A 21,705-nucleotide genomic window follows, 5' to 3' on the forward strand; every position below is an offset into this window, starting at 1 on the left:
TGTATGTTAAGCATGTTAAAAAGATTTTGGTGCTATGTGCGTCACGTTTCTGGCGATGACGCCTATGAGCAATACCTGAAACACCACGCCGAGTTTCACCAAGCTACGGTAGATGCACCACCAGCATTGTCACGCAAAGAGTTTTTTAAACTATGGCAGGACAATAAATGGAAAGGCATTAACCGCTGCTGTTAGCGCTAAACTTCCGCATGGCGGGAATATGCGCTCGCAAAGGGGTGTGCATAAAGTGAAGCCAAACTACGGTTAATTGTGTAGGGCAGTGGTAACTGATACTAAGAGATTGGATGTACCCTGCATCTTTACAAGGTACATCTCCAGTCAGTAGCGTTTGTGTTTAGGGATGGTTAACCAACGGTGCTTAGATAGAGTGCCTGTGTAATTAAAAGCCACGCTTCTTATTACACAAGGCAAACATCACCACACCAATCAAAATCATCGGCAAGCTCAGCCATTGACCCATACTTAAGCCCATAGAGAGTAAACCTAAGTAGTCGTCCGGCTCGCGGGTGTACTCCACAATAAATCTAAAGCTACCGTAACCGATTAAGAATAAAGCCGAAATTGTGCCTGTTGCACGTGGTTTTGCCGCATAAATCCAAAGGATTAAAAACAACAGCACGCCTTCCAGTGCAAACTCATATAACTGTGATGGGTGGCGTAATGCGGTATCCACTTTAGGGAAAATCATGCCATATGGCGCGTTGGTGACCCTGCCCCATAATTCTGCATTGATAAAGTTACCCATGCGGCCAGCACCCAAGCCAATTGGCACGAGTGGTGCAACAAAATCCATCGTTTTCAGCCAGTTTTGCGGATACTTTCTGCCAAACAGCCACATCGCAACCAGCACGCCTAAAAAGCCGCCATGAAAGCTCATACCACCTTGCCACACGGCAAAGATCTCTGTGGGGTGGCTAGTAAAGTAGCTTAATTGATAAAACATTACATAGCCCAAGCGCCCGCCGATAATCACACCTAATGCACCAAAAAATAGTGCGTCATCAAGCATTTGCATGGTCCAGCCATGCCATCTTCTATGGGTGATCTGGTATTTACCTAGGGCCAAAAATGCCAAGAATCCAAGCAAATACATTAAGCCATACCAATGGATACCAAAAGTACCAAGGTGAATCGCAATAGGGTCAAACTGGGGGTGAACAAACATGTGAATTTACATCAATTGAATAGAAGTGAGATTTTACCTAAGTTTCGTGACTTCACCTAAGTTTTGTGTTCCCACTAAGAGTGCACAACACTGGCTTAGTTGCACTTATGTTGCTTTACCTAAACCAAGAGAAGCAGAATGCTCTCTTGGTGGGGCTGGTGATAAAAGTTAGACTTGCGCAATATTCAGGCTCGCCCTGGCTTCGGCCATCACTTGCTCAGAATCTTTTAACACGTAGCCTTTTTCTAACATTCTCGTCATGTACTGCTTATTGTATAAAAAAGAAACAATCAATTGCCACAACCCAAAAGTGAACAGCGTAAACAGCATATGCAAGGCAGCAACGCCTAGCTCACCCCTGAATAGAGGCACTAGCCAGCCAAAGAACAGATAGGTCCAGCTATATCCAAAGTAGCCATTTCTGGTGAGACCATTTACCGGGTGCTGAATGATTACTTTTGTTGCCATATTGCATTCCTTTTTATTGATGTCGTTTTTATGAATGATTTAAGGTAAGACTTGAGTAATGAGCTAAAACAAAATTTTAATCACGCTCATCCATTCGTTCATTCTATCCCTAAATTAGCCAGCAATGTATGGTGCTCTTGTTGTCGGAAGCGACCACTTCTTGTACTGTCGTTGCTTTGGAGTCATGGCTGCCTTTTGATGTTTAAAGTAGTAGCTTAGACAGGTAGCTTTCAGCCGTCACTGCTGATGAAATTTAAAGCCATTATGCGATGACAAAAATCATTCCTAAAACACCAATGGAAATGACTTGACCATTAGCAGTGGTGTATGAGGCTATACCAAGGGATTTATATTGAGATACAAACGCCGTCAGCTTGCCAATACCAAAAAAGCTTTCTAGTTCGCTACGCTCTGATATGACCTGCCTTATTTTCTCTCTGTGGCGCTCTGGGGAAGGGTTCAGTACAGCGGCAAGTATCAAGATAAAAATGATTGTTATAAGAGGAAGAAGTTTTTGTCTTTTCATAGAAGATTTCCTTTAACGTAGTTAATGTTTGGCATAATGGTGCGCTTTTCTCAGCCAACTTGCTGCTTTAGCTGATTGGTTGATTGATGACAACTTTTACCGTCTAGCGCGACTCCGCTTGATAGGAAGCTTAGGCCGCACGGTTATTTTTCGCGGAGAATCTTGCCTTTGAGCACATAACGTTCTTTTCCATCGATGATGGTTGAGTATACTTTCATGTTTTTTAAGTCAATCACCTGAGAAACATTGATGCCTGTTTTCTCAACCCATGTAGCAAAATAAACTTTGTTCGAGACCTTAAAGCGTTCAGGTGTCTCCATGCCATTCGCACCTTTTTCAGCCCCCTCTATGCATACCCATGACATTGACTTAGCATCATGCACAGTAACACGGTAAATATTCCCGCCTTCATATTGATAAAGAAACTGCCCTATGTACGCTTCAGAGGCATGAGCCGCAGTGGCAAAGGCTGAGAATAGTAAGCTGGCAATTAATAACTGCATTTGTTTCATCTTTATTGTTTCCTAACACTAGAGTCTAAGGGGTCGTGTAAATTATTCGGTATTTGCGGTGAACCGAGTTGCTTTGGCAACCAAGTCAACGCTGAAGCTCCTTGCGGCCTGATAGGCGGGCTAGGCATTTTTCTTTTTTGGTTTTGGTAATGGTAGTTCATTACCTGTTGCCTGAATTAACTGACAGAGCCAATCTCTCTCTTCCCAGAGGTCAGCGGTAATGAGTAGATAGGGTTTTGCGCCTGGGTATGGCATCCCTTCAATTGCGTGCTGCACCATGCTACGGCCAGCATTTGTTGGTTTGAGATACAACTGGTCATCGCAGACGAACCCAACGGGTTTGCCTGCTAAGTAAAGGCAATACTCCCCAAACATTTTCTTTGTACTCACATCGGCTAAACACGAGAGCTGGTCTAGCAGAAAATCGATCGTGGCTTGAGAGGTTGCCATATTTAAGGCCTAACGTTTGAGTTAAGGGTTACGTATTAGTCAATCCCGCTCATGCATTTCCAACCTAAGCTGAGCAATGAGCATGTAAAAAATCTTTGAGATTGTTACCAGCATTAATCGTTCATCAGATGACACAAGCTCTTCCCATCCGTATGCTCGACCATTTTCTTGATTCTCCTTCCAAGCCTCATGTGATGAGGCAATATCTGAAGGGTATTTACCCCAATCTATTGCGTGGTCTCTCAATAGCAGCGACTTCAAAATGTCATCACACATGGCGGCTACTTTAGGGGTGCCATGTAAACGAAGAGTGTTCAGATCAGAGTTTAACTGCTGGTAAATATCCTGCAAACTGTGCTTCTTCAAAAGAGCAGAAATTCGATCTTCAAATTCTTGAATTTCTACGTCGGTAGCTAAATGATCTGCCATTGAGCCAATAGTTAGAATTTGATTTATGGCTGGTGCCTTAGAATGTTCGGTTTTATCGAGGAATGTCGTATACGCAAGAACACGATATTCAAATTGTTTTTGAGCTATTGCTTCTTGCGCCTGAAACCTAGCAGTGTAGTAGCCACCGATAACAGAAAAAATGCCCGCAAGTACTGCGGTTATGACCGCCAACAGATAGGGATTAGGAGTGCTGGGGACCTTAGACCTATCTGATTTTGAAGAGCTGGAGCGAGCCACAACAGATCAACCTAACGTTTGAATTAGGCTGTAATTTGATAATGCCATAAGCCCATGTACATAAACACAACAGCGATACCAACATCATACAATGCCTTGCCAGTATTAATTCCCACCCCTAAAATTTTTGCAATTATTTCTGCTAATGCGCACCCACGTCCGTTTGTGAGGCAGACTGTTTGAGAGCTTGCATCAAGAAATGCAAAAATCAAAAACAGTGTAGCTACTAAAACTGATAGAACAAGCACAGGAATTCTTTGTTCTTTTGAAGTTTTCACATTCAGCCTAACGTTGGAGGTAAGGGTCCGGCTGGAGGCGGCACGTCGGAAGACGGCCCCACTTGACAGAGAGGTTAGGAGGCATGATTTCTCCGATATGTCAGCTGCGCGGTGCGCTCAAGCGCGCTGTCAAACAGAACTACCTCCGAGAACGGTAGATCGATTAACTGCGACTCGACGGTGCTAACCAGAACCTTCCAGTCCTCTGCGGTATATAGCGAATTTAGATAGCACTGAACGACTAAGGATGTGTTCTCTGGGTATGCAATGGCTGCTTTTTTCTGAATAAGCTGGACTACCACCGGCACAAAGTTTTCTATGTGCTCATGGTTTGTAAATACCACCGGTTTTGACTCAGGCTCCTTGCCACGAACTTTTGTGATTCCTTCGGGGGCAAATGCACCACCGCCGTTTGATAGAAGATACCGTACCCAATGCTCATTCTCATGCATCGCACAGGTGGCCTCTAAGAATGCCCGGCCAGGGTAGTAGCCAAGATCAATAAGTCGGCCTTTTTGTAATAGTTCCGCGTCGTATGACTGGCTGCCATCGACCCACTTAACGGAGATATATCTGCCCAAGCGATAGCAAGTCTGTATGTAGCGGCTGATCGGAAGTAACTCCCCGACCAAAACCTTTGCCACCTTCGTGCTACGCATTCTGATTTCTTCTCGGCCACCTTCCTCCATGACGATGGAGTCAAACAGCTCGTATACTCGCGCACAAAATTGCAGGCCATCTATGAACTGACCGTCAAACTGTGCCAAGAGGTTGTCCGCTTTCATGACGCCTAACGTTTGAATTAAGGGGCTGGCTTTAGCCAGTCCCGCTTGAATGATGGGTTGGGCAACTTTTTATAGCACATGACCAAAATACTCTTTAAGCCGCGATTGGTTGATGCCAATATCACTTCGCCACCAGCATGCTGGGTATGGCATATCTACGAAGTGACGGTCTGGAAGTTCGCGCCGATTGAAGGGAACAAAACTATCGGTAAATCCAGGATGCTCAGGTGTTCCAAGAATTCCACAAAAACCAAATATTGCGATTAGAATATCACGTTCGGATTTATTCGATTTTAGAGCTTTGGCAAAATGTGCGTGCAATGCTGCGCTACCAACTTTTGGTGAATTGGCAATTTCAGAGATTATGTTACGAAATATTTGAATGTCTTCAACGGTTGGAGGTGGTGGTATGTTTTTTAGGAACAAATCTAGATCCATTGCTGCATAGACTACATCGTCATGTCGCACACCGCCCCACTTAAACCGCTCGAAATTAAGTACATTGAGATCATGTTCAGAATCATTTAAGTAGAATCCACAGATATTACAACGTCGTCCATCTTTGTTAGGGATGTGAGCAGGAAGGTTTTGAAAAACGGCATAGCTTCCTAATGCTGAGCGCCAATCAAGTCTTCGTGTAGAAAGACTTGAAAGAAATCCATCCGCGACAATTCGTTTGTTAAGTCTCCTGATAGATGTTGATAATTTATTCAATGCTTCAGCGTGATCCAACTTTATAGGATCGAACATGAGTTCCTTAGATTTTGCGAATGCAAAATCTTCTGGAGATAAATTGTGCCGGTCTTTCTCTGGCTTCCAACCGGAGGAAGACCAATAGGTATTAAAAAGGATTTGGAGTGCTTGCTTATCCATTTTCTCTATGCCCAACGTAAAGTAGACACCAAATCCGTCTCTAAAATTTATTAGGACAGGGGTCTATATAGTTTATAAATTGAATTATTCTCATATAATCAATTACTAAGTTGTTTTTATCACACCTAAATTCTGATAAATTAAAATGACAAACACACCTACAAAATCCCAGCTGCCTAAATGAATTGAGCAAGTTGTAGTCCAGCTCGTAGGGCGGACTCGTATACAGTCCGCCGTATGTCTAACCTTATCATGATATTACTTTATCAGTTATGCTACGAATGCCAAATTTTCATTCGGCGTACCGCAAGCGGGTACGCCCTACGAGGTCTGCACGGAGCGCGCCGCGCACAGCTCCAAGCAATTGAGGCCAGGAAGGGGCATGGCGAAGACGAAGCGCTCGTTCCGAATCGTGCGCATCAAACTCATTGAGTGTCCAAAGATTCGGCATTCTTTGCTCCACGGCGGCTCATGATGCCTAACGTGAAGTAGACACCAATTTAGGTGTATAACTTGGAATGATTGAGTGTATAATTTTAGTCATGGTTTTTATTAAGTTATTAATTATTATATAGTTTAATCTTTAATCTGCTTGATTTTGCAATTAACAGAGTACACCCAAATGACTAAACAACCAACATTGCTTGAGGTGGTTCAGCAAAAGATACGCGTTAAGCATTACAGTATTCGTACCGAAACGCAATACTTGCAGTGGGTAAAGCGTTTTGTTTTATTTCATGATAAAAAGCATCCTCGTGAGATGGGTGGCGCTGAGGTTGAAGCTTTCTTGTCGCATTTGGCTACGCATGGCAATGTGTCGTCTAGTACACAAAATCAGGCGTTGTCGGCCTTATTGTTTTTGTACCGTGAGGTATTGGGCTTGAGTTTGCCGTGGATGGACGATGTGGTCCGTGCAAAGAAGCCGCAGCGCTTGCCCGTGGTGCTTTCTAAGCAGGAGGTTGCGAAAATCTTGGATCATATGCAGGCGACGCATGGTTTGATCGCACGTTTGTTATATGGCACGGGGATTCGCATCATGGAATGTTGCCGTTTACGGGTGCAGGATATTGATTTTGATCGTGGTGAGCTTTTGATTCGCAATGGCAAAGGCGCAAAAGATAGAGTGACGATGTTGCCTAAGTCTTTAATTGAGCCTTTAAAGGCTCATTTGGTTTGGCGAAAAGCATTATTTCATGCAGATGAGGCAAAAGGTAAAGCCGAGGTGTATTTGCCAGATGCCTTGGAGCGTAAATATGTGAATGCAGCAACCAGTTGGGCTTGGCAGTATGTGTTTTGTTCAGGTAGTTATTCGGTTGACCCTCGCAGTGGGCGTGAGCGCAGGCATCATTTAGATGAAAAGTTGGTGCAGCGTGCGGTTAAAAAGGCTGTGGGGCTGGCTGGCATTGATAAGCTGGCAACACCGCATACCTTTCGCCATAGCTTTGCAACGCATTTACTCGAAAGCGGCTACGATATTCGCACTGTGCAAGAGCTGTTGGGGCATTCTGATGTAAGCACAACCATGATCTATACCCATGTGCTGAATAAAGGCGGGCGTGGTGTGAGCAGCCCATTGGATACTTTATAGCCTTTTAAGAGAGGTTTCACTACTTTTGCGTAATGAAATCATACGTTTCTTTCACATTTCTTTGGCTAGTTGGCGCTAGCTAGTCTAAAATTACACTTTATTGTTAATTTACTTTTTTACGGATTTTTATCATGCCAGTTTATCGTTCCCATACCACTACTCACGGTCGCAATATGGCGGGTGCGCGCGCATTATGGCGTGCCACTGGCATGAAAGACGGTGACTTTGATAAACCAATTATTGCCGTTGCTAACTCGTTTACCCAGTTTGTGCCGGGTCACGTGCATTTAAAAGACATGGGCCAGTTGGTGGCACGTGAAATTGAAAAAGCAGGTGGCGTGGCTAAAGAGTTCAATACCATTGCGGTGGATGATGGTATTGCCATGGGGCATGGCGGCATGCTGTATAGCTTACCTAGCCGCGATTTAATTGCCGACAGCGTTGAGTACATGGTGAATGCACACTGTGCCGATGCGCTGGTATGTATCTCCAACTGTGACAAAATCACACCGGGCATGCTGATGGCGGCCTTGCGTTTGAATATCCCAGTAGTGTTTGTATCTGGCGGCCCAATGGAAGCCGGTAAGGTAAACTGGGGTGGCAACACACATAAACTAGACTTAGTAGATGCGATGGTAGCCGCCGCGGACAGCAACGTAAGTGACGCAGAGGCTGATGCTATTGAGCGTTCTGCATGCCCAACTTGCGGTTCATGTTCTGGTATGTTTACTGCCAACTCCATGAACTGCCTCACTGAAGCTTTAGGCTTGAGCTTGCCGGGCAATGGTTCAACCTTGGCAACGCATGCGGCACGTAAAGAATTATTTTTAAAAGCTGGTCGTTTGATTGTAGACCTTGCAAAACGCCATTACGAGCAAGACGATTACACCGTATTGCCACGCAGCATTGCCAACATGAAAGCGTTTGAAAACGCAATGAGCTTGGACGTAGCCATGGGTGGCTCTACCAATACCGTATTGCACTTGCTGGCAGCAGCGCATGAAGCTGGTTTAGATTTCACCATGAGTGATATTGACCGTATTTCACGTAAAGTGCCGTGTGTAAGTAAAGTGGCGCCAGCTACGGCTAAATACCATATGGAAGACGTACACCGCGCGGGTGGCGTGATGGGTATTTTAGGTGAGCTTGACCGCGCTGGCGTGATTCACCGCGATACACCAATGGTACACAGCCCTAGCTTGGGTGAGGCGCTTAATGAGTGGGACATTAAAGTTACTCAAAATGAGGATGTGAAAAAATTCTTCCGCGCGGCACCTGGTGGCATTGCAACCACCATCGCGTTCTCACAAAGCATGCTGTACCCAACGCTAGATGATGACCGCAGCGAAGGCTGTATCCGTGATAAAGCGCATGCTTACTCACAAGATGGTGGCTTGGCAGTGCTCTACGGCAATATCGCGCTAGATGGCTGTATTGTAAAAACAGCGGGTGTAGATGACAGCATTCTAAAATTTAATGGCCGTGCACGTATTTTTGAAAGCCAAGACGCGGCAGTAGAAGCGATTCTTGCCGATGAAATCGTGGCAGGTGATGTTGTGGTGATTCGCTACGAAGGCCCACGCGGTGGCCCTGGTATGCAAGAGATGCTGTATCCAACTTCATACCTCAAATCTAAAGGTTTGGGCAAAGCATGTGCACTGCTGACTGATGGACGCTTCTCTGGCGGTACTTCTGGTTTGAGTATCGGTCATGCCTCACCAGAGGCCGCTGAAGGCGGTGCGATTGGCCTTGTGCAAGAAAACGACACAATTGAAATTGATATTCCTAACCGTACGATTCATTTAGTGATTAGTGATGAAGAGATGGCGCACCGTCGCGCCAAAATGGAAGATAAAGGCAAAGACGCCTGGAAACCGGTTAACCGTGAAAGAGCCGTGTCACCGGCATTGCGTGCATACGCAGCAATGAGCACCAGTGCTGCACGCGGTGCAGTGCGCGATGTTTCTCAAATCGAGAAATAATTTGTTCAGATTAAAACTCACTTTTTAAGTAACACCGAAAGTGAAGAATTGATAAGGTAATGTATGACATTAGATTCACTAGAAGACCATATCTTTAGAAAGAAAGACGGCCAAGGCTGCTCAACATTGCATCCGCATGTGACGGTGACTGAAGACGAAAATGGTCTGCAATATTTAGAAATAGACAATCCGTTAGCGACTGCAAAGATTGCGTTGCAAGGTGGTCACGTCATGCAATGGCAGCCTAAGACAGAAAAACAGCCAGTACTTTGGCTTTCTGACCATGCGCGTTACGTAAAAGGCCGTTCTATCCGCGGTGGTGTGCCCATCTGCTGGCCTTGGTTTGGCGCGCACCCAACTGATAGCACATTATGTCCTCATGGCTTTGCCAGAGTGATTCCATGGCAATTGGTAGATGTAGATGCTACCGATACTGGCGCAACACGTATCGTACTGCAAATGATAGAAACGCCAGAAGCGAAAAGACAGCTTTCTTACTCATACGTACTCACGATGATGGTGACTATCGGTAAGCGCTTGAAAATTGACCTAGCTACTACTAATAAATCTGACCATCCGTTCCTGATTGGCGAGGCATTCCACACTTATTTGAACGTGAGTGATGTTGGCAATATCCGGGTAACCGGCCTGCAGGATTGTCTGTATGCAGATAAGTTACGTCAGTACCGCCGTTATGTTGAGCATAATGTATTGAAGTTTGATGGTGAGTTTGATCGTGTCTATCTTGATCACAATTCAGACTGTTTAATCCATGATCCGGTTTATAACCGAGTAGTGCGTGTGGGTAAATCCGGCAGTGATACTACCGTGGTATGGAGCCCGGGTGCCGAGAAAGCACATGCCATGGGGGATATGGGTGATGCAGATGAGTGGCGTAAAACCGTATGTGTAGAAACCGCAAATGCACTGGAAAACTCGGTGGTGATTAGCCCGAACAGAACGCATACCATGTCGGTTGAATACAGTGTAGAGGCGCTGTAATCAGGGTGATATTTTTTATTTTATGATACTGTCAACCCGTGTCATTGTAGGCACGTTGAGTGTACCCTAGGTACTGCAAATTTATTTTAATTACTTAAAACTGTATATATTTTAATTGGTTGAGGTAGATTTGATTTAACTCACTTGTCATAAGTTAAATTATGAGTATGATATGCGGGTTGTAAAATTTATAACTACTATTATTAAGTGTTAATTCAAGGAGATAGCATGAAAGCTTTATTATTAACAATCGCTACTGCTGGTTCTATGTTGCTAGCTGCGCAAGCAGGTGCTGCTGTGGATGCAAAAGCTGCTGAAGCTTTGGCACAAAAAAGTGGCTGTCTAGCATGTCACTCAGTAGATAAAAAAGTATTAGGTCCCGCTTACAAAGATGTTGCGGCTAAATACAAAGGCGATAAAACTGCTGAAGCAAAATTGGTTGAGAAAGTTAAAAAAGGCGGTAGCGGTGTTTGGGGTCCTATGCCTATGCCAGCTAACAGCCCGCAAGTTAAAGATGCTGACATCAAAACAGTTGTTGAGTGGATCTTGTCACTCTAGTCGATTGTTAAGCGCTTGAATCAGATTTAAGCGTCAGTCACATGAAAAAGCCAGCTTTAAAGCTGGCTTTTTTGTTGTGCGCTCGCAGTAGCGCTTTATGACTAAGCTTATCCCTTGTGTTTGTGCAGTAAATTCAATTTACTATGGTGCATAGAGTAAGCAAAGTAAAACACGATACCCACTAATATCCAGCTGCCGAACCTAATCCAGGTGCTGGCCGGCAAGAATGACATCAATGCGCCGCATGAAATAATGCCCAGTACCGGAATCAGCGGATTCCATGGATTTTTGAATGGGCGGGGCAGGTTAGGCTGGCGAATGCGCAATACAATTACGCCCACGCACACCATCACAAAGCTTGCCAGCGTACCAATGTTCACGGTTTCTGCGAGCTGCCCTAAGGGAATAAACCCTGCCACTAAAGACACAATGGCACCGCACATGAAAATGATTCTGGTTGGAGTTTTACGGTCTGGATTTACCTTGGAAAAGATAGGAGAAATCAGGCCATCGCGACTCATGGAGAACAAAATACGTGTTAAGCCATAAAGCAGTACCAAAAGCACGGTAATCAAGCCAGCCAACACGCCAGTTGCCACTAGGGTAGATGACCAAGTGTGGCCCAGCCTACTTAGCGCATAGGCCACTGGGGATGATACATTCAACTCGCTGTAAGGCACGATACCGGTAAGCAAACCTGACACCACGATATACACGATGGTGCAAAACACGAGTGAGCTGAGTAGACCAATTGGTAAATCACGCTGCGGATTTTTTGCTTCTTCTGCCGCGGTAGATACCGCATCAAAACCAAAGTAGGCGAAAAATACGAGGGAAGCACCAGCTAATACGCCTATGTTTCTACCATCTTCCAATGTGCTAAACCAACCAAATGGCATGAATGGCTGCCAGTTATCGGTGTTTAGGTGAGCTGAGGCTAATGCAATAAAGATGGCAATGGTGGAGAGCTTGATGATGACGATAATGTTGTTAAAGCGTGCGCTTTCTTTTACACCTATCACCAGTAAAATTGTGAGTACCCAGATAATGGCAAAAGCTGGCAGGTTGATCAGGCCGCCCATCATCGGCGCTTTGGTTACTGCATCTGGCAGGTGCACATTAAAATTAGACAACGTGTTTACAAAGTAGCCAGCCCAGCCGTTAGCCACGGCGGCTGCGCCTACACCGTATTCCAATAATAGTATCCAGCCCATCACCCAGGCAATAAACTCGCCAAAAGCGACATAGCTATAGCCATAAGCGCTGCCTGAGCCACCTACTGAGGCAGCCAGCTCGGCATAAGCCAGCGCGGCAAAACCGGATGCTACACCGGCAATAATGAATGAGAGCACCACAGCTGGGCCGGACTGCGTGGCGGCGGCAATACCGGTTAACACAAAGATACCAGTGCCGATGGCGCAGCCTATGCCTAATAGTGCCAGATCAAATGCGGATAGGCATTTTTTAAGCTCGCTATCTGCGTGAGCGCTGATTACTTTAGTTCTAAGTAGCTGCTTGAGCATAACGGGTATCCCTTTTAGTGTATGACTTGATGCGTGGGCCAATGGTGATAAACGATGACGATAAATTGGCTATGCACCGTTGGTTGATGCTAAACATTTCATGGGTGATGGTCAATCACCGCTAATTATTATAATGATTAAATCTTATGGCCATATTTTTAATGGCTATTCTTATTTTGCTAGTTCTTATGGGCGATGTTGCTAGCTAGTAAATAGGGCGCCAAGTGCTGCTATCATGTAATGGTGATCCAGCACGCCTGCGCTTTCTCTAATGCTGTGCATTGCCCACATGGGTGAGCCAACATCCACGCTGGCTACGCCTAAACCAGAAGCAAGAATCGGCCCAATGGTGCTGCCGCAGCCTAAGTCGGTACGGTGGGAATACTGCTGAAATGGTACCTGCGCACGCTCACACAGCGCGATAAAGCGCGCGGCAGTATCTGCATTGCTTGCGTAGCGCTGATTGGCGTTGGTTTTAATCACTGGGCCTTGGTTCACCATTACATGGTGGCAAGGCTCGTATGCACTAGCGTGGTTAGGGTGGTAGGCATGCGCCATATCTGCGCTCACAAAAAAGCTTTGCGCTAATGCACGCAAGCGTTCTTCTTCGTTCATGCCCATGTTGCTAGTGATGCGTGTGATCACATCAGCTAAAAAGCTACCGCTGGCACCCGTTGCACTCTCGCTGCCGACTTCTTCATGATCAAATAATGCGCAGATATTGCTGCCATCTTGATTGCTGCTATTGAGCAGGGCGGTGATAGCCGCGTGGCAAGAGGCTAGGTTATCGAGTTGGCTATTGGTGATGAACTCCTGATTGGCACCCCAGAACTTGCCTTTTTGCGTATCAAACACGTTAAATTCAAAGGTGAGTATGTCTTGCGGGGCAATATTCAGGGCTGTGGCTACGTATGCTAAAAACTGTTGTTCCGCCTCAATGCCAGCCGCACTTTCGCCAAACAATAGCGGCAGTTCAGTTTGCTTGTTGAGCTTCAGGCCTTTTTCATTGACTTCGCGGTTCATATGAATCGCAAGGTTAGGCAGGCGCATCAGCGCATCGTCAAACTTGAGTAGTTTAATGGCGTGTCCGCTTGCTGTGCGCACGGTTACGCGCCCGGCAATGCTTAAATCTCGGTCGGTAAATGTGGCCAGTATCGGCCCACCATATACTTCTACGCCTATGCGCAGTAAGCCGTCTGTTTCATACGCAGCTTTGGGCTTGAGTCTGAGACTGGGAGAGTCGGTATGTGCGCCCACCATGCGAAAGCCGGTGTCGGCTAACGGCTGGTTGCCAAGCGTAAAGGCAATAATAGAGGCGCCGCCACGCACTACAAAATAGCGCTTGCCCGCAGCAAGTTGCCAAGCTTGGGTTTCGTCTAGCTGGGTGAACCCCGCACCGAGTAACTGCTGTTCAATCTGCTCAACCGCATGCCAGGGACTAGGGCTGAGATCAATAAAGTTGAGTAAATCTTTGGCTAGCGTGCGTGCCTGAGCAGAAATGTTGGCTGGGGTTGGAGTGTTCATAAATGCCTACTGGTTAATGGAGAGCCAGTCTTTCGCAATCAGAAAGTCGGTATAGAGTTTCGCTTCTGGGCTACCTGCTTCTGGCTTCCAGTCGTAGCGCCATTTCACAATTGGCGGCATGGAAAGTAGGATAGACTCAGTGCGACCGTTGGATTGCAGGCCGAAAATCGTACCACGGTCATAAATCAGGTTGAACTCTACGTAGCGTCCGCGGCGGTAAGCTTGGAAGTCACGCTCACGTTCACCATATGGGGTGTCTTTACGGCGCTGCACGATAGGTAAGTAGGCTTGTAAGAATGCATCGCCTACGGCGCGGTGGAAATCAAAGCTGCGCTCAAAACCGAGTTCGCTAAAGTCATCGTAAAAAATACCGCCTATGCCGCGAGGCTCTTGGCGGTGTTTTAAGAAGAAGTATTCATCACACTCTTTTTTAAATCTGGGGTAGTAGCTGCTATCAAACGCATCTAACACCGTTTTATTGGTGCGGTGGAAATGTTCAGCATCTTCATCAAAGCCATAGTAAGGCGTTAAATCCATGCCACCGCCAAACCACCAGATATCTTGCTCGTTTGCATTTTGCGCTTTGGCGACAAAAAAGCGTACGTTCATATGTACGGTAGGCACGTAAGGGTTACGCGGGTGAAATACCAACGAGACCCCCATCGCCTCCCAAGGGCGGCCAGCTGCCTCCGGGTGCGCCACGCTCGCAGCGGGTGGCAGCTTAGTGCCTAATACGTGAGAGAAACCTACGCCGGCGCGTTCAAATACGTTGCCTTCTTCGAGTAGGCAGGAGGTGCCGCCACCACCTTCAGGACGTTGCCAGCTATCTTGCAGAAAGTTCTTACCATCTACCAGTTCAATGGCTTCTACAATTTTGGCTTGTAGGTTTTGTAAGTAGCTAAAAACGTCTTGAGTGTTCATTATCTAAGCTCTTATTTCTTAACTTTTAATGGCACGGTAGCCGATATCGCTACGGAATTGTGCGCCATCAAATTTGATTTCTTTCATGGCTTGGTATGCTTGCTGTTGCGCGAATTTTACGGTCTCGCCCAATGCTGTCACGCATAATACGCGACCACCGCTGGTAACTACTTTGCCGTCTTTTTGTGCAGTGCCGGCATGGAAAATATGCGTATCTGCCACTTGATTTGTCAGGCCAGTAATTTCATCGCCTAGTCGTGGCGTTTCTGGGTAGTTGGCTGATGCCATCACCACGCCTAGCGCTACGCGTCTGTCCCACTCAGCTTCGGCACGGTCTAACGTACCGTTCACGGCGTGTTCCATCAAGCCTACTAAATCGCTCTTCAAGCGCATCATGATAGGCTGAGTTTCTGGGTCGCCCATGCGGCAGTTAAACTCTAAAGTTTTCACATCACCATTTGGACTGATCATTAAGCCTGCGTATAAAAAGCCAGTGTATGGGATGCCATCTTTCGCCATGCCTTCTACGGTAGGCTTGATAATTTCACGCATTACTTTGGCGTGGATAGCCGGAGTGACTACCGGTGCCGGTGAGTAAGCACCCATGCCACCAGTGTTAGGGCCTTGGTCTGCATCCAGTAGGCGTTTGTGGTCTTGACTGGTTGCCAATGCTAAGATGTTTTTGCCATCTACCATGACCATGAAACTGGCTTCTTCGCCTTCCAAAAACTCTTCAATCACCACACGTGCGCCGGCAGCGCCTAGCTTGTTGTCTTCCAGCATGGCGTCAATTGCAGCATGGGCTTCGTCTTCGCTCATGGCAACTACTACGCCTTTGCCCGCGGCTAAGCCATCGGCTTTAATCACGATAGGCGCACCTTGCTGTTTCACGTAATCATGTGCAAGTTTTGCATCAGTGAATGTGCCGTAAGCGGCGGTTGGGATGTTGTGGCGCATCATGAAAGCTTTAGCGTAGTCTTTAGAAGACTCTAGCTGAGCAGCTGCTTTGGTTGGGCCAAAGATTTTTAAGCCTGCGACGCGGAACGCATCAACCACACCTTGCGATAGTGGTGCTTCTGGACCAACAATCGTGAGGTAAATTTGCTCGTCTTGCGCGAATTTTACTAAATCATCCACTGCGGTAAGCGGTACGTTCATCATGTCCGGGTTTAATGCGGTGCCTGCGTTGCCTGGCGCTACATAAACACGGCTAACCTCTTTGTTGTGAGTAACTTTCCAGGCGAGGGCATGTTCACGACCACCACCACCGATGACTAAAATTTTCATGTATTTGAAACCCTTAAAAATCTTTCGCCACAGCTAGTTTTTAGGCTGGCTGTGGCAAAAAGAAGAACGAACGTTATTATTTTAATAATTACTTGGTTTTAATAACTTAGTGCCTAAAGTGGCGAATACCAGTGACCACCATCACCAAGCCGTGCTCGTCAGCTGCGGCAATCACTTCTTCATCACGCATGCTGCCACCTGGATGGATCACACAAGCTGCACCAGCTTCTGCCAGTACATCAATGCCATCACGGAACGGGAAGAACGCATCAGAAGCGACCACTGAGTTTTTCAGAGTGAGGCCAGCGTTTTGTGCCTTAATCGCGGCAATCTTGGTGCTGTCTACACGGCTCATTTGGCCTGCGCCTACGCCCAGTGTCATGCTGTTACCGCAGAATACAATCGCGTTTGATTTAACGTATTTAGCCACGCGCCATGCAAATAGCATGTCTTGTAACTGTTCTGGGGTTGGTTGTTTTTTGCTGACGATTTTTAAATCATTGACGCTGATTTCGTGGTTGTCTGCAGTTTGAATCAGCAAGCCAGAACCAATACGTTTGGTGTCGTGTGAGTTGCGACCTTGTGCCCAAGCGTTATCGCCGCCTGCTGGCAGCGCAATTTTAAGTACGCGCACGTTAGCTTTGGCACTGAATATCGCCAATGCTTCAGCGGTGTAGTCCGGTGCGATTAACACTTCTACGAACTGCTTGCTTACCGCTTCGGCTGCCGCTTTATCTAAAGTGGTGTTGAAAGCGATAATGCCACCAAATGCTGAGGTTGGGTCAGTTTGGAACGCTTTGCTGTAAGCCTCTAGTGCGTCTTTACCAAGTGCTACGCCGCATGGGTTAGCATGCTTAACAATCACGCATGCGGTTGAGTCAAAGCTCTTGACTGCTTCCCACGCTGCATCAGCATCGGCAATGTTGTTGTAGCTTAATTCTTTACCTTGCAGTTGTACCGCCGTTACCAAAGAACCAGGTGCTGGGTTTGTGTCGCGGTAGAACGCTGCACTTTGATGTGGGTTTTCGCCATAGCGTAAGTCTTGCAGTTTCACAAAACGGCTATTTACTTGCGCAGGGTAAGGGTTGCGTGAACCATCTGCATTGAAGCTAGATAAGTAGTCGCTGATTGCACCATCGTAGTTGCTGATGCGGTTGAACGCAGCAACAGATAGCGCAAATTTTGTGGCTTGGCTGGTAGCGCCGCCTGTGCTTTGTAGCTCGCGCAATACGTCTGCATATTGGCTGGCATCAGTCACTACCGCAACATCTTTCCAGTTTTTTGCTGCTGAACGCACCATGGCCGGGCCGCCGATATCGATGTTTTCAATCGCATCTTCCAGGCTGCAATTTGGGTTAGCAACTGTTGCTTCAAACGGATATAAGTTCACCACCACCATGTCAATGTTTGGAATGTCTTGTGCTTGCATGGCTGATACGTGCTCTGGCAAATCACGGCGACCTAAAATACCGCCATGCACTTTTGGATGCAGGGTTTTTACGCGGCCGTCTAACATTTCAGGGAAGCCAGTGTAATCACTTACTTCAATCACTGGAATGTTGTTGTCGCGGAATAGTTTAGCGGTGCCGCCAGTTGATAAAATCTCAACCCCTAAAGCTTGCAAGCCTTTTGCAAAATCAATAATGCCGGTTTTATCAGAAACGCTAATTAGCGCACGTTTAGTAGTTGCCATAAAATGATTCCATAATACAAATGATAAGCTGTATTCGCTATTTGCCAATACACGTTAAATTTTTGCTGCGGTTGTTTCCTGACAATCAAATTTGGTTTATTAAATTGCTACCAAAATGAATTGTCCAAAATGCAAGATCGAATAAAACAATGCGTATTGCGTGCTTGTTTTATTCGATCTTGTACTGCTGAAGTTTTTTACGCAGGGTGTTGCGATTGATGTCCAGAATCTCGGCAGCTTTGCTCTGGTTGCCACCCACTTTGTGCATGATGTAGTTAAGCAGTGGTTTTTCTACGCAACCTAACACCATATCGTAAACGGCATGTGGCGGCTCACCCTCCAGATGCATAAAGTAATCATCTAAAGACTCTTGCACTGCTTGGCTGAGCTTACAATTTTCTGACATAGAAGTTCCTAGGCTGCTAATGCTGAAGACGCATCTGTTTCGGAATCGTCAGCGTCATTTTCAATGTAAACCAAGCGCTCATTTTTTGTTTTTAGTTCTACAAAAAAGTCATTAATTGCTTGTAGTTGTAATTCTATGGTTTGCAGAGTGTTCATGGTGTGGCGGAACTGTGCCGAACCAGCTAAACCTTTGGTGTACCATGAAATGTGCTTACGTGCCATACGCATGCCGGTAAGGTCACCATAGAACTCATATAAATCATGAAGATGTTCTAGCATCACGGCGTGGATTTCATCCACGGTAGGTGGCAATAAATGGGTGCCGGTAGTGAGGTAATGCTCAATTTCGCGGAATATCCAAGGGCGACCTTGTGCGGCGCGGCCTATCATCACGGCATCTGCACCGGTGTAATCCAGCACAAACTTTGCTTTTTCTGGGGTGGTGATGTCGCCATTAGCAATCAGCGGAATCTTAATCGCTTGCTTTACTGCCGCGATGGTATCGTATTCTGCGTCGCCCATATAAGCACAGGCGCGGGTGCGGCCATGCATGGCTAACGCCTGCACGCCTAAGTCTTCAGCCATTTTCGCGATTTGAATCGCGTTGCGGTTTTGTTTGTCCCAACCGGTACGGATTTTTAGTGTGACCGGTACATCGACTGCGCCTACAACTGCGCGCAGAATTTGCGCAACTAGCGGTTCGTCTTTCAGCAATGCCGAGCCTGCCATCACGTTACAGATTTTTTTAGCCGGGCAGCCCATGTTGATGTCAATGATTTGCGCGCCATTGTCCACATTGTGTTTAGCGGCCTCGGCCATCATTTTGGGGTCAGCACCAGCAATTTGCACAGAAATCGGGTTAACTTCGCCTTCGTGGTTGGCACGGCGTTTGGTTTTTTCGCTACCGTACAGTAGTGAGTTCGAGGTCACCATCTCAGATACAGCCAAGCCCGCGCCCATCTTTTTGCAAAGCTGGCGGAAAGGCCTGTCGGTCACGCCCGCCATGGGTGCGACAACTAGGTTGTTTTTTAAGATGTGATTACCGATTTGCACTAGTGTATTTCTCGTACGCGAAAGCTGCCTATTTTATACGCAATCTCAGTTTGAGAAAACAATTTTCAGCATACAATTGGCAATAGTTTTTTATTGAGTCTGATTATGCAGAAGCCATCTACCACCCACATTGCCTTTGCCAGCTTTATTGGCACCGCGATTGAGTTTTACGATTTTTATATTTACGCCATGGCAGCAGCTTTGGTGATCGGGCAAGTATTTTTTCCTGCTAGTGACCCAGCCACTCAGTCTCTGAATGCATTTTTAACGTTTGGCATTGCGTTTATTGCACGGCCAGTGGGTGCCATCGTGTTTGGCCATTTTGGCGATAAAGTCGGGCGTAAGGCCACGCTGGCGGCATCTTTGCTGTTGATGGGTATTTCTACTTTGCTGATTGGGCTATTACCGGGCTACGACACGTTAGGTATCTGGGCGCCAATTGCCTTATGTATCTTGCGCTTTGGTCAGGGGTTGGGCTTAGGTGGTGAGTGGGGCGGCGCAGCATTGCTGGCTACTGAGCATGCGCCGGCAGGCAAGCGCGCTTGGTTTGGCATGTTTCCGCAGTTGGGGCCATCGGTTGGTTTTTTAATGGCCACTTTGAGCTATCTCGCTTTGTCGCTATGGCTAACTGATGCGCAATTTAAAGCGTGGGGCTGGCGTCTGCCTTTTATTGCCAGCGCTCTACTGGTGGGCGTGGGTTTGTATGTGCGTTTTAAACTAGCTGAAACGCCAGCTTTTGCTAGCGCGCTGGCGCAGCATAAAACACATGCGATGCCCATCAAGCCGTTATTAAGCCAACATTTACGGCCGGTGCTGTTAGGCGCACTGGCGATGGTGGTGTGCTACAACTTATTTTATACCGCCACGGTGTTTTGCTTGAGTTACGGTACCGCTAATTTGGGGTTTACGCGTAGCGACTTTTTAGGCATGTTGTGTGTTGCTATTTTGTTTATGACGCTTGCTACGCCTATTTCAGCAAAGTTGAGTGACATCTACGGGCGCAAGCCTGTGCTGTTATTTAGCGGTGCACTGGCGGTGCTGGCAGGCTTTGCGTTAAGCCCTTTGCTCGAAAGTGGCTCGGTAGTGCAAGTGACTTTGTTTTTATCTTTAGCCTTGTTCCTGATGGGCGCTACTTTTGCGCCGATGGGGGCATACCTGCCTGAGCAGTTTCCAGTGGCGGTACGTTATACCGGCGCGGGTTTGGCTTATCAGCTTGGTGGTATTTTAGGTGCTTCAATGGCACCCTATATTTCACAAGTGCTGGTGACGGCCGGTGGCTTAGCCTGGGTAGGGGCTTATGTGTCTATTGCCGCTGCCGTGAGTTTTATTGCGGTGTTATTGCTGGGGGAGCGCAGGGGTAGTGACTTGCTCTAGGTGCGTCAGCCATGTGATGGCTTGCTCGCGTGTATCGCCACACATTTCTGCACTAGGTTGCAGGCCACCACAAAACGCAGGGCGCTCCGGCTGACCAAAAATTTTACACATATTGTGCTCATCTAGCTGAACGCAGCGCACCCCGGCAGGCTTGCCATTGGGCATACCGGGAATAGGGCTGTTGATGGAAGGTGCGATGCAGCATGCGCCGCAATGGTCTCTACATTTCATGGAGTATTGATCAGCCTTAGTGCTCTGCAGCGCTTAACATTCTGTCCACGGGAAATTCAGTGCGGTGACTGCGAGCTTGATTTCTTCCAATGCTGCGTTTGCCGTTGCCGTAGGGCCTTTGACCCCCACCTCTGTGGTGCGGCGGTTATCCAGTTTAGGCAGGCTAAACAGCTTGAGTTCTGGGTATTTCGCTACAATATGATTCATTAAATCAATGAGTTGGCTTTCGCCGGCCTCCATCACTAGGATCGATAGCTCAGTGTAATCCTGTTGGTGAAATAGGTGCTGGTAGTGGGTGTCTAGCACCCACTCCACCATAGGATGCGCCATTTGTGGAAAACCCGGCACAAAGTAATGCTGGTTGATGGCAAAGCCAGCTACGCGATTAACTGGGTTGGGAATTAGCGCTGCACCAGAAGGCAAATCTGCCATCAATACTCGCTTAGGATAAGCGCCTTCACCATATTGCGCCTCAATCTCGGCAACCGCCCCTGCGTGACGTGTCAGCGTCACTCCGGCTGCGTCTGCCGCGCACTGGCGTGTGTAATCGTCTGGTGTAGCGCCAATGCCGCCAAAACTGAACACGATATCGCCATGCTGCATACTAGCCTGCAGCAGCCTGGTAATCTGCGCCGGAATATCACCCAGATAATGCGCCCATGCCAGCTGTAACCCACGTGACTTTAATGCCTGTATGACAAAGTTCAGATGCGCGTCTTGCCGCTTTCCAGATAGAATTTCATCGCCGATGATGTAGATGCCAAAGTTTTGCATGTTCGAAGTGTCTTGATTGTTTGTT

General features: G+C 47.0%; 24 protein-coding genes. 6 read left to right on the forward strand and 18 right to left on the reverse strand.

The genetic code is table 11. The features are described 5' to 3' along the window. Positions 1 to 3 precede the first annotated feature (3 nt). Positions 4 to 195, forward strand: coding sequence for a CstA-like transporter-associated (seleno)protein (locus tag MMOL_RS01970; protein WP_015831333.1), 192 nt, complete (start codon positions 4 to 6; stop codon positions 193 to 195). A gap of 205 nt (positions 196 to 400) precedes the next feature. On the opposite strand, the gene lgt is transcribed toward MMOL_RS01970, so the two are convergent. From lgt to MMOL_RS02015, 9 genes are all read right to left on the reverse strand, one after another. Continuing rightward, positions 401 to 1,186 carry a prolipoprotein diacylglyceryl transferase gene (lgt, locus tag MMOL_RS01975; protein WP_015831334.1) on the reverse strand — a complete coding sequence of 262 codons (786 nt, stop codon included), beginning with the start codon at positions 1,184 to 1,186 and terminating at the stop codon, positions 401 to 403. A gap of 168 nt (positions 1,187 to 1,354) precedes the next feature. Next, complete coding sequence (locus MMOL_RS01980) at positions 1,355 to 1,654, reverse strand: hypothetical protein (RefSeq protein ID WP_015831335.1); 300 nt, start codon at positions 1,652 to 1,654, stop codon at positions 1,355 to 1,357. A gap of 262 nt (positions 1,655 to 1,916) precedes the next feature. Further along, positions 1,917 to 2,180, reverse strand: coding sequence for a hypothetical protein (locus tag MMOL_RS01985; RefSeq protein ID WP_015831336.1), 264 nt, complete (start codon positions 2,178 to 2,180; stop codon positions 1,917 to 1,919). Between the two features lie 143 nt (positions 2,181 to 2,323). Beyond that, positions 2,324 to 2,692 carry a MoaF-related domain-containing protein gene (locus MMOL_RS01990; RefSeq protein ID WP_015831337.1) on the reverse strand — a complete coding sequence of 123 codons (369 nt, stop codon included), beginning with the start codon at positions 2,690 to 2,692 and terminating at the stop codon, positions 2,324 to 2,326. 120 nt (positions 2,693 to 2,812) lie between these two features. Beyond that, on the reverse strand, positions 2,813 to 3,142 hold the full coding sequence (locus MMOL_RS01995) for a TfoX/Sxy family protein (protein WP_015831338.1): 330 nt from the start codon (positions 3,140 to 3,142) through the stop codon (positions 2,813 to 2,815). 39 nt (positions 3,143 to 3,181) lie between these two features. Next, entirely contained in the window at positions 3,182 to 3,829 is a 648-nt protein-coding gene (locus tag MMOL_RS02000) for a hypothetical protein (protein WP_015831339.1), read from the reverse strand. Positions 3,830 to 3,852: 23 nt separating this feature from the next. Next, positions 3,853 to 4,107: a hypothetical protein gene (locus MMOL_RS02005; RefSeq protein ID WP_015831340.1), complete on the reverse strand. Its 255-nt coding sequence runs from the start codon at positions 4,105 to 4,107 to the stop codon at positions 3,853 to 3,855. A 74-nt stretch (positions 4,108 to 4,181) separates the two neighbouring features. Next, entirely contained in the window at positions 4,182 to 4,892 is a 711-nt protein-coding gene (locus MMOL_RS02010) for a hypothetical protein (RefSeq protein ID WP_015831341.1), read from the reverse strand. 69 nt (positions 4,893 to 4,961) lie between these two features. Continuing rightward, entirely contained in the window at positions 4,962 to 5,765 is an 804-nt protein-coding gene (locus MMOL_RS02015) for a hypothetical protein (RefSeq protein ID WP_015831342.1), read from the reverse strand. Between the two features lie 622 nt (positions 5,766 to 6,387). On the opposite strand from MMOL_RS02015, the gene MMOL_RS02020 reads away from it, so the two are divergent. The 4 genes from MMOL_RS02020 (at position 6,388) to MMOL_RS02035 (ending at position 10,895) form a co-directional block, all read left to right on the forward strand. Next, positions 6,388 to 7,353: an integron integrase gene (locus MMOL_RS02020; protein WP_015831343.1), complete on the forward strand. Its 966-nt coding sequence runs from the start codon at positions 6,388 to 6,390 to the stop codon at positions 7,351 to 7,353. 131 nt (positions 7,354 to 7,484) lie between these two features. Continuing rightward, entirely contained in the window at positions 7,485 to 9,335 is a 1,851-nt protein-coding gene (gene ilvD / locus MMOL_RS02025; RefSeq protein ID WP_015831344.1) for a dihydroxy-acid dehydratase, read from the forward strand. A gap of 63 nt (positions 9,336 to 9,398) precedes the next feature. After that, a complete protein-coding gene (locus tag MMOL_RS02030) occupies positions 9,399 to 10,337 on the forward strand; it encodes a D-hexose-6-phosphate mutarotase (RefSeq protein ID WP_015831345.1) in 939 nt (312 codons plus the stop codon). A gap of 228 nt (positions 10,338 to 10,565) precedes the next feature. Continuing rightward, positions 10,566 to 10,895: a c-type cytochrome gene (locus MMOL_RS02035; RefSeq protein ID WP_015831346.1), complete on the forward strand. Its 330-nt coding sequence runs from the start codon at positions 10,566 to 10,568 to the stop codon at positions 10,893 to 10,895. A gap of 107 nt (positions 10,896 to 11,002) precedes the next feature. Here the strand turns inward: MMOL_RS02035 and MMOL_RS02040 are convergent, their stop codons facing one another. The 7 genes from MMOL_RS02040 to dusB all read right to left on the reverse strand — a co-directional run bounded on the left by MMOL_RS02040 (position 11,003) and on the right by dusB (position 19,301). Next, entirely contained in the window at positions 11,003 to 12,418 is a 1,416-nt protein-coding gene (locus MMOL_RS02040) for an APC family permease (RefSeq protein WP_015831347.1), read from the reverse strand. A gap of 201 nt (positions 12,419 to 12,619) precedes the next feature. Continuing rightward, on the reverse strand, positions 12,620 to 13,942 hold the full coding sequence (locus MMOL_RS02045) for a M18 family aminopeptidase (RefSeq protein WP_015831348.1): 1,323 nt from the start codon (positions 13,940 to 13,942) through the stop codon (positions 12,620 to 12,622). A gap of 6 nt (positions 13,943 to 13,948) precedes the next feature. Beyond that, on the reverse strand, positions 13,949 to 14,863 hold the full coding sequence (gene hemF, locus MMOL_RS02050; RefSeq protein ID WP_015831349.1) for an oxygen-dependent coproporphyrinogen oxidase: 915 nt from the start codon (positions 14,861 to 14,863) through the stop codon (positions 13,949 to 13,951). An 18-nt stretch (positions 14,864 to 14,881) separates the two neighbouring features. Then, positions 14,882 to 16,150 carry a phosphoribosylamine--glycine ligase gene (gene purD / locus MMOL_RS02055; protein ID WP_015831350.1) on the reverse strand — a complete coding sequence of 423 codons (1,269 nt, stop codon included), beginning with the start codon at positions 16,148 to 16,150 and terminating at the stop codon, positions 14,882 to 14,884. 106 nt (positions 16,151 to 16,256) lie between these two features. After that, on the reverse strand, positions 16,257 to 17,843 hold the full coding sequence (gene purH, locus MMOL_RS02060; RefSeq protein ID WP_015831351.1) for a bifunctional phosphoribosylaminoimidazolecarboxamide formyltransferase/IMP cyclohydrolase: 1,587 nt from the start codon (positions 17,841 to 17,843) through the stop codon (positions 16,257 to 16,259). Between the two features lie 169 nt (positions 17,844 to 18,012). Next, positions 18,013 to 18,249 (reverse strand): helix-turn-helix domain-containing protein, encoded by a 237-nt coding sequence (locus MMOL_RS02065; RefSeq protein ID WP_015831352.1) that lies wholly within the window; start codon positions 18,247 to 18,249, stop codon positions 18,013 to 18,015. Positions 18,250 to 18,257: 8 nt separating this feature from the next. Continuing rightward, positions 18,258 to 19,301 carry a tRNA dihydrouridine synthase DusB gene (gene dusB / locus MMOL_RS02070; RefSeq protein ID WP_015831353.1) on the reverse strand — a complete coding sequence of 348 codons (1,044 nt, stop codon included), beginning with the start codon at positions 19,299 to 19,301 and terminating at the stop codon, positions 18,258 to 18,260. Between the two features lie 105 nt (positions 19,302 to 19,406). On the opposite strand from dusB, the gene MMOL_RS02075 reads away from it, so the two are divergent. Continuing rightward, a complete protein-coding gene (locus tag MMOL_RS02075; RefSeq protein ID WP_015831354.1) occupies positions 19,407 to 20,675 on the forward strand; it encodes an MFS transporter in 1,269 nt (422 codons plus the stop codon). On the opposite strand, the gene MMOL_RS12005 is transcribed toward MMOL_RS02075, so the two are convergent. Both MMOL_RS12005 and MMOL_RS02080 read right to left on the reverse strand, forming a co-directional pair. After that, entirely contained in the window at positions 20,637 to 20,906 is a 270-nt protein-coding gene (locus MMOL_RS12005; RefSeq protein ID WP_015831355.1) for a YkgJ family cysteine cluster protein, read from the reverse strand. The genes MMOL_RS02075 and MMOL_RS12005 overlap by 39 nt on opposite strands. 33 nt (positions 20,907 to 20,939) lie before the next feature. Then, on the reverse strand, positions 20,940 to 21,680 hold the full coding sequence (locus MMOL_RS02080) for a competence/damage-inducible protein A (RefSeq protein ID WP_015831356.1): 741 nt from the start codon (positions 21,678 to 21,680) through the stop codon (positions 20,940 to 20,942). Between the last annotated feature and the right edge of the window lie 25 nt (positions 21,681 to 21,705).

The organism is Methylotenera mobilis JLW8, assembly GCF_000023705.1.
GTDB classification, from domain to species: domain Bacteria; phylum Pseudomonadota; class Gammaproteobacteria; order Burkholderiales; family Methylophilaceae; genus Methylotenera; species Methylotenera mobilis.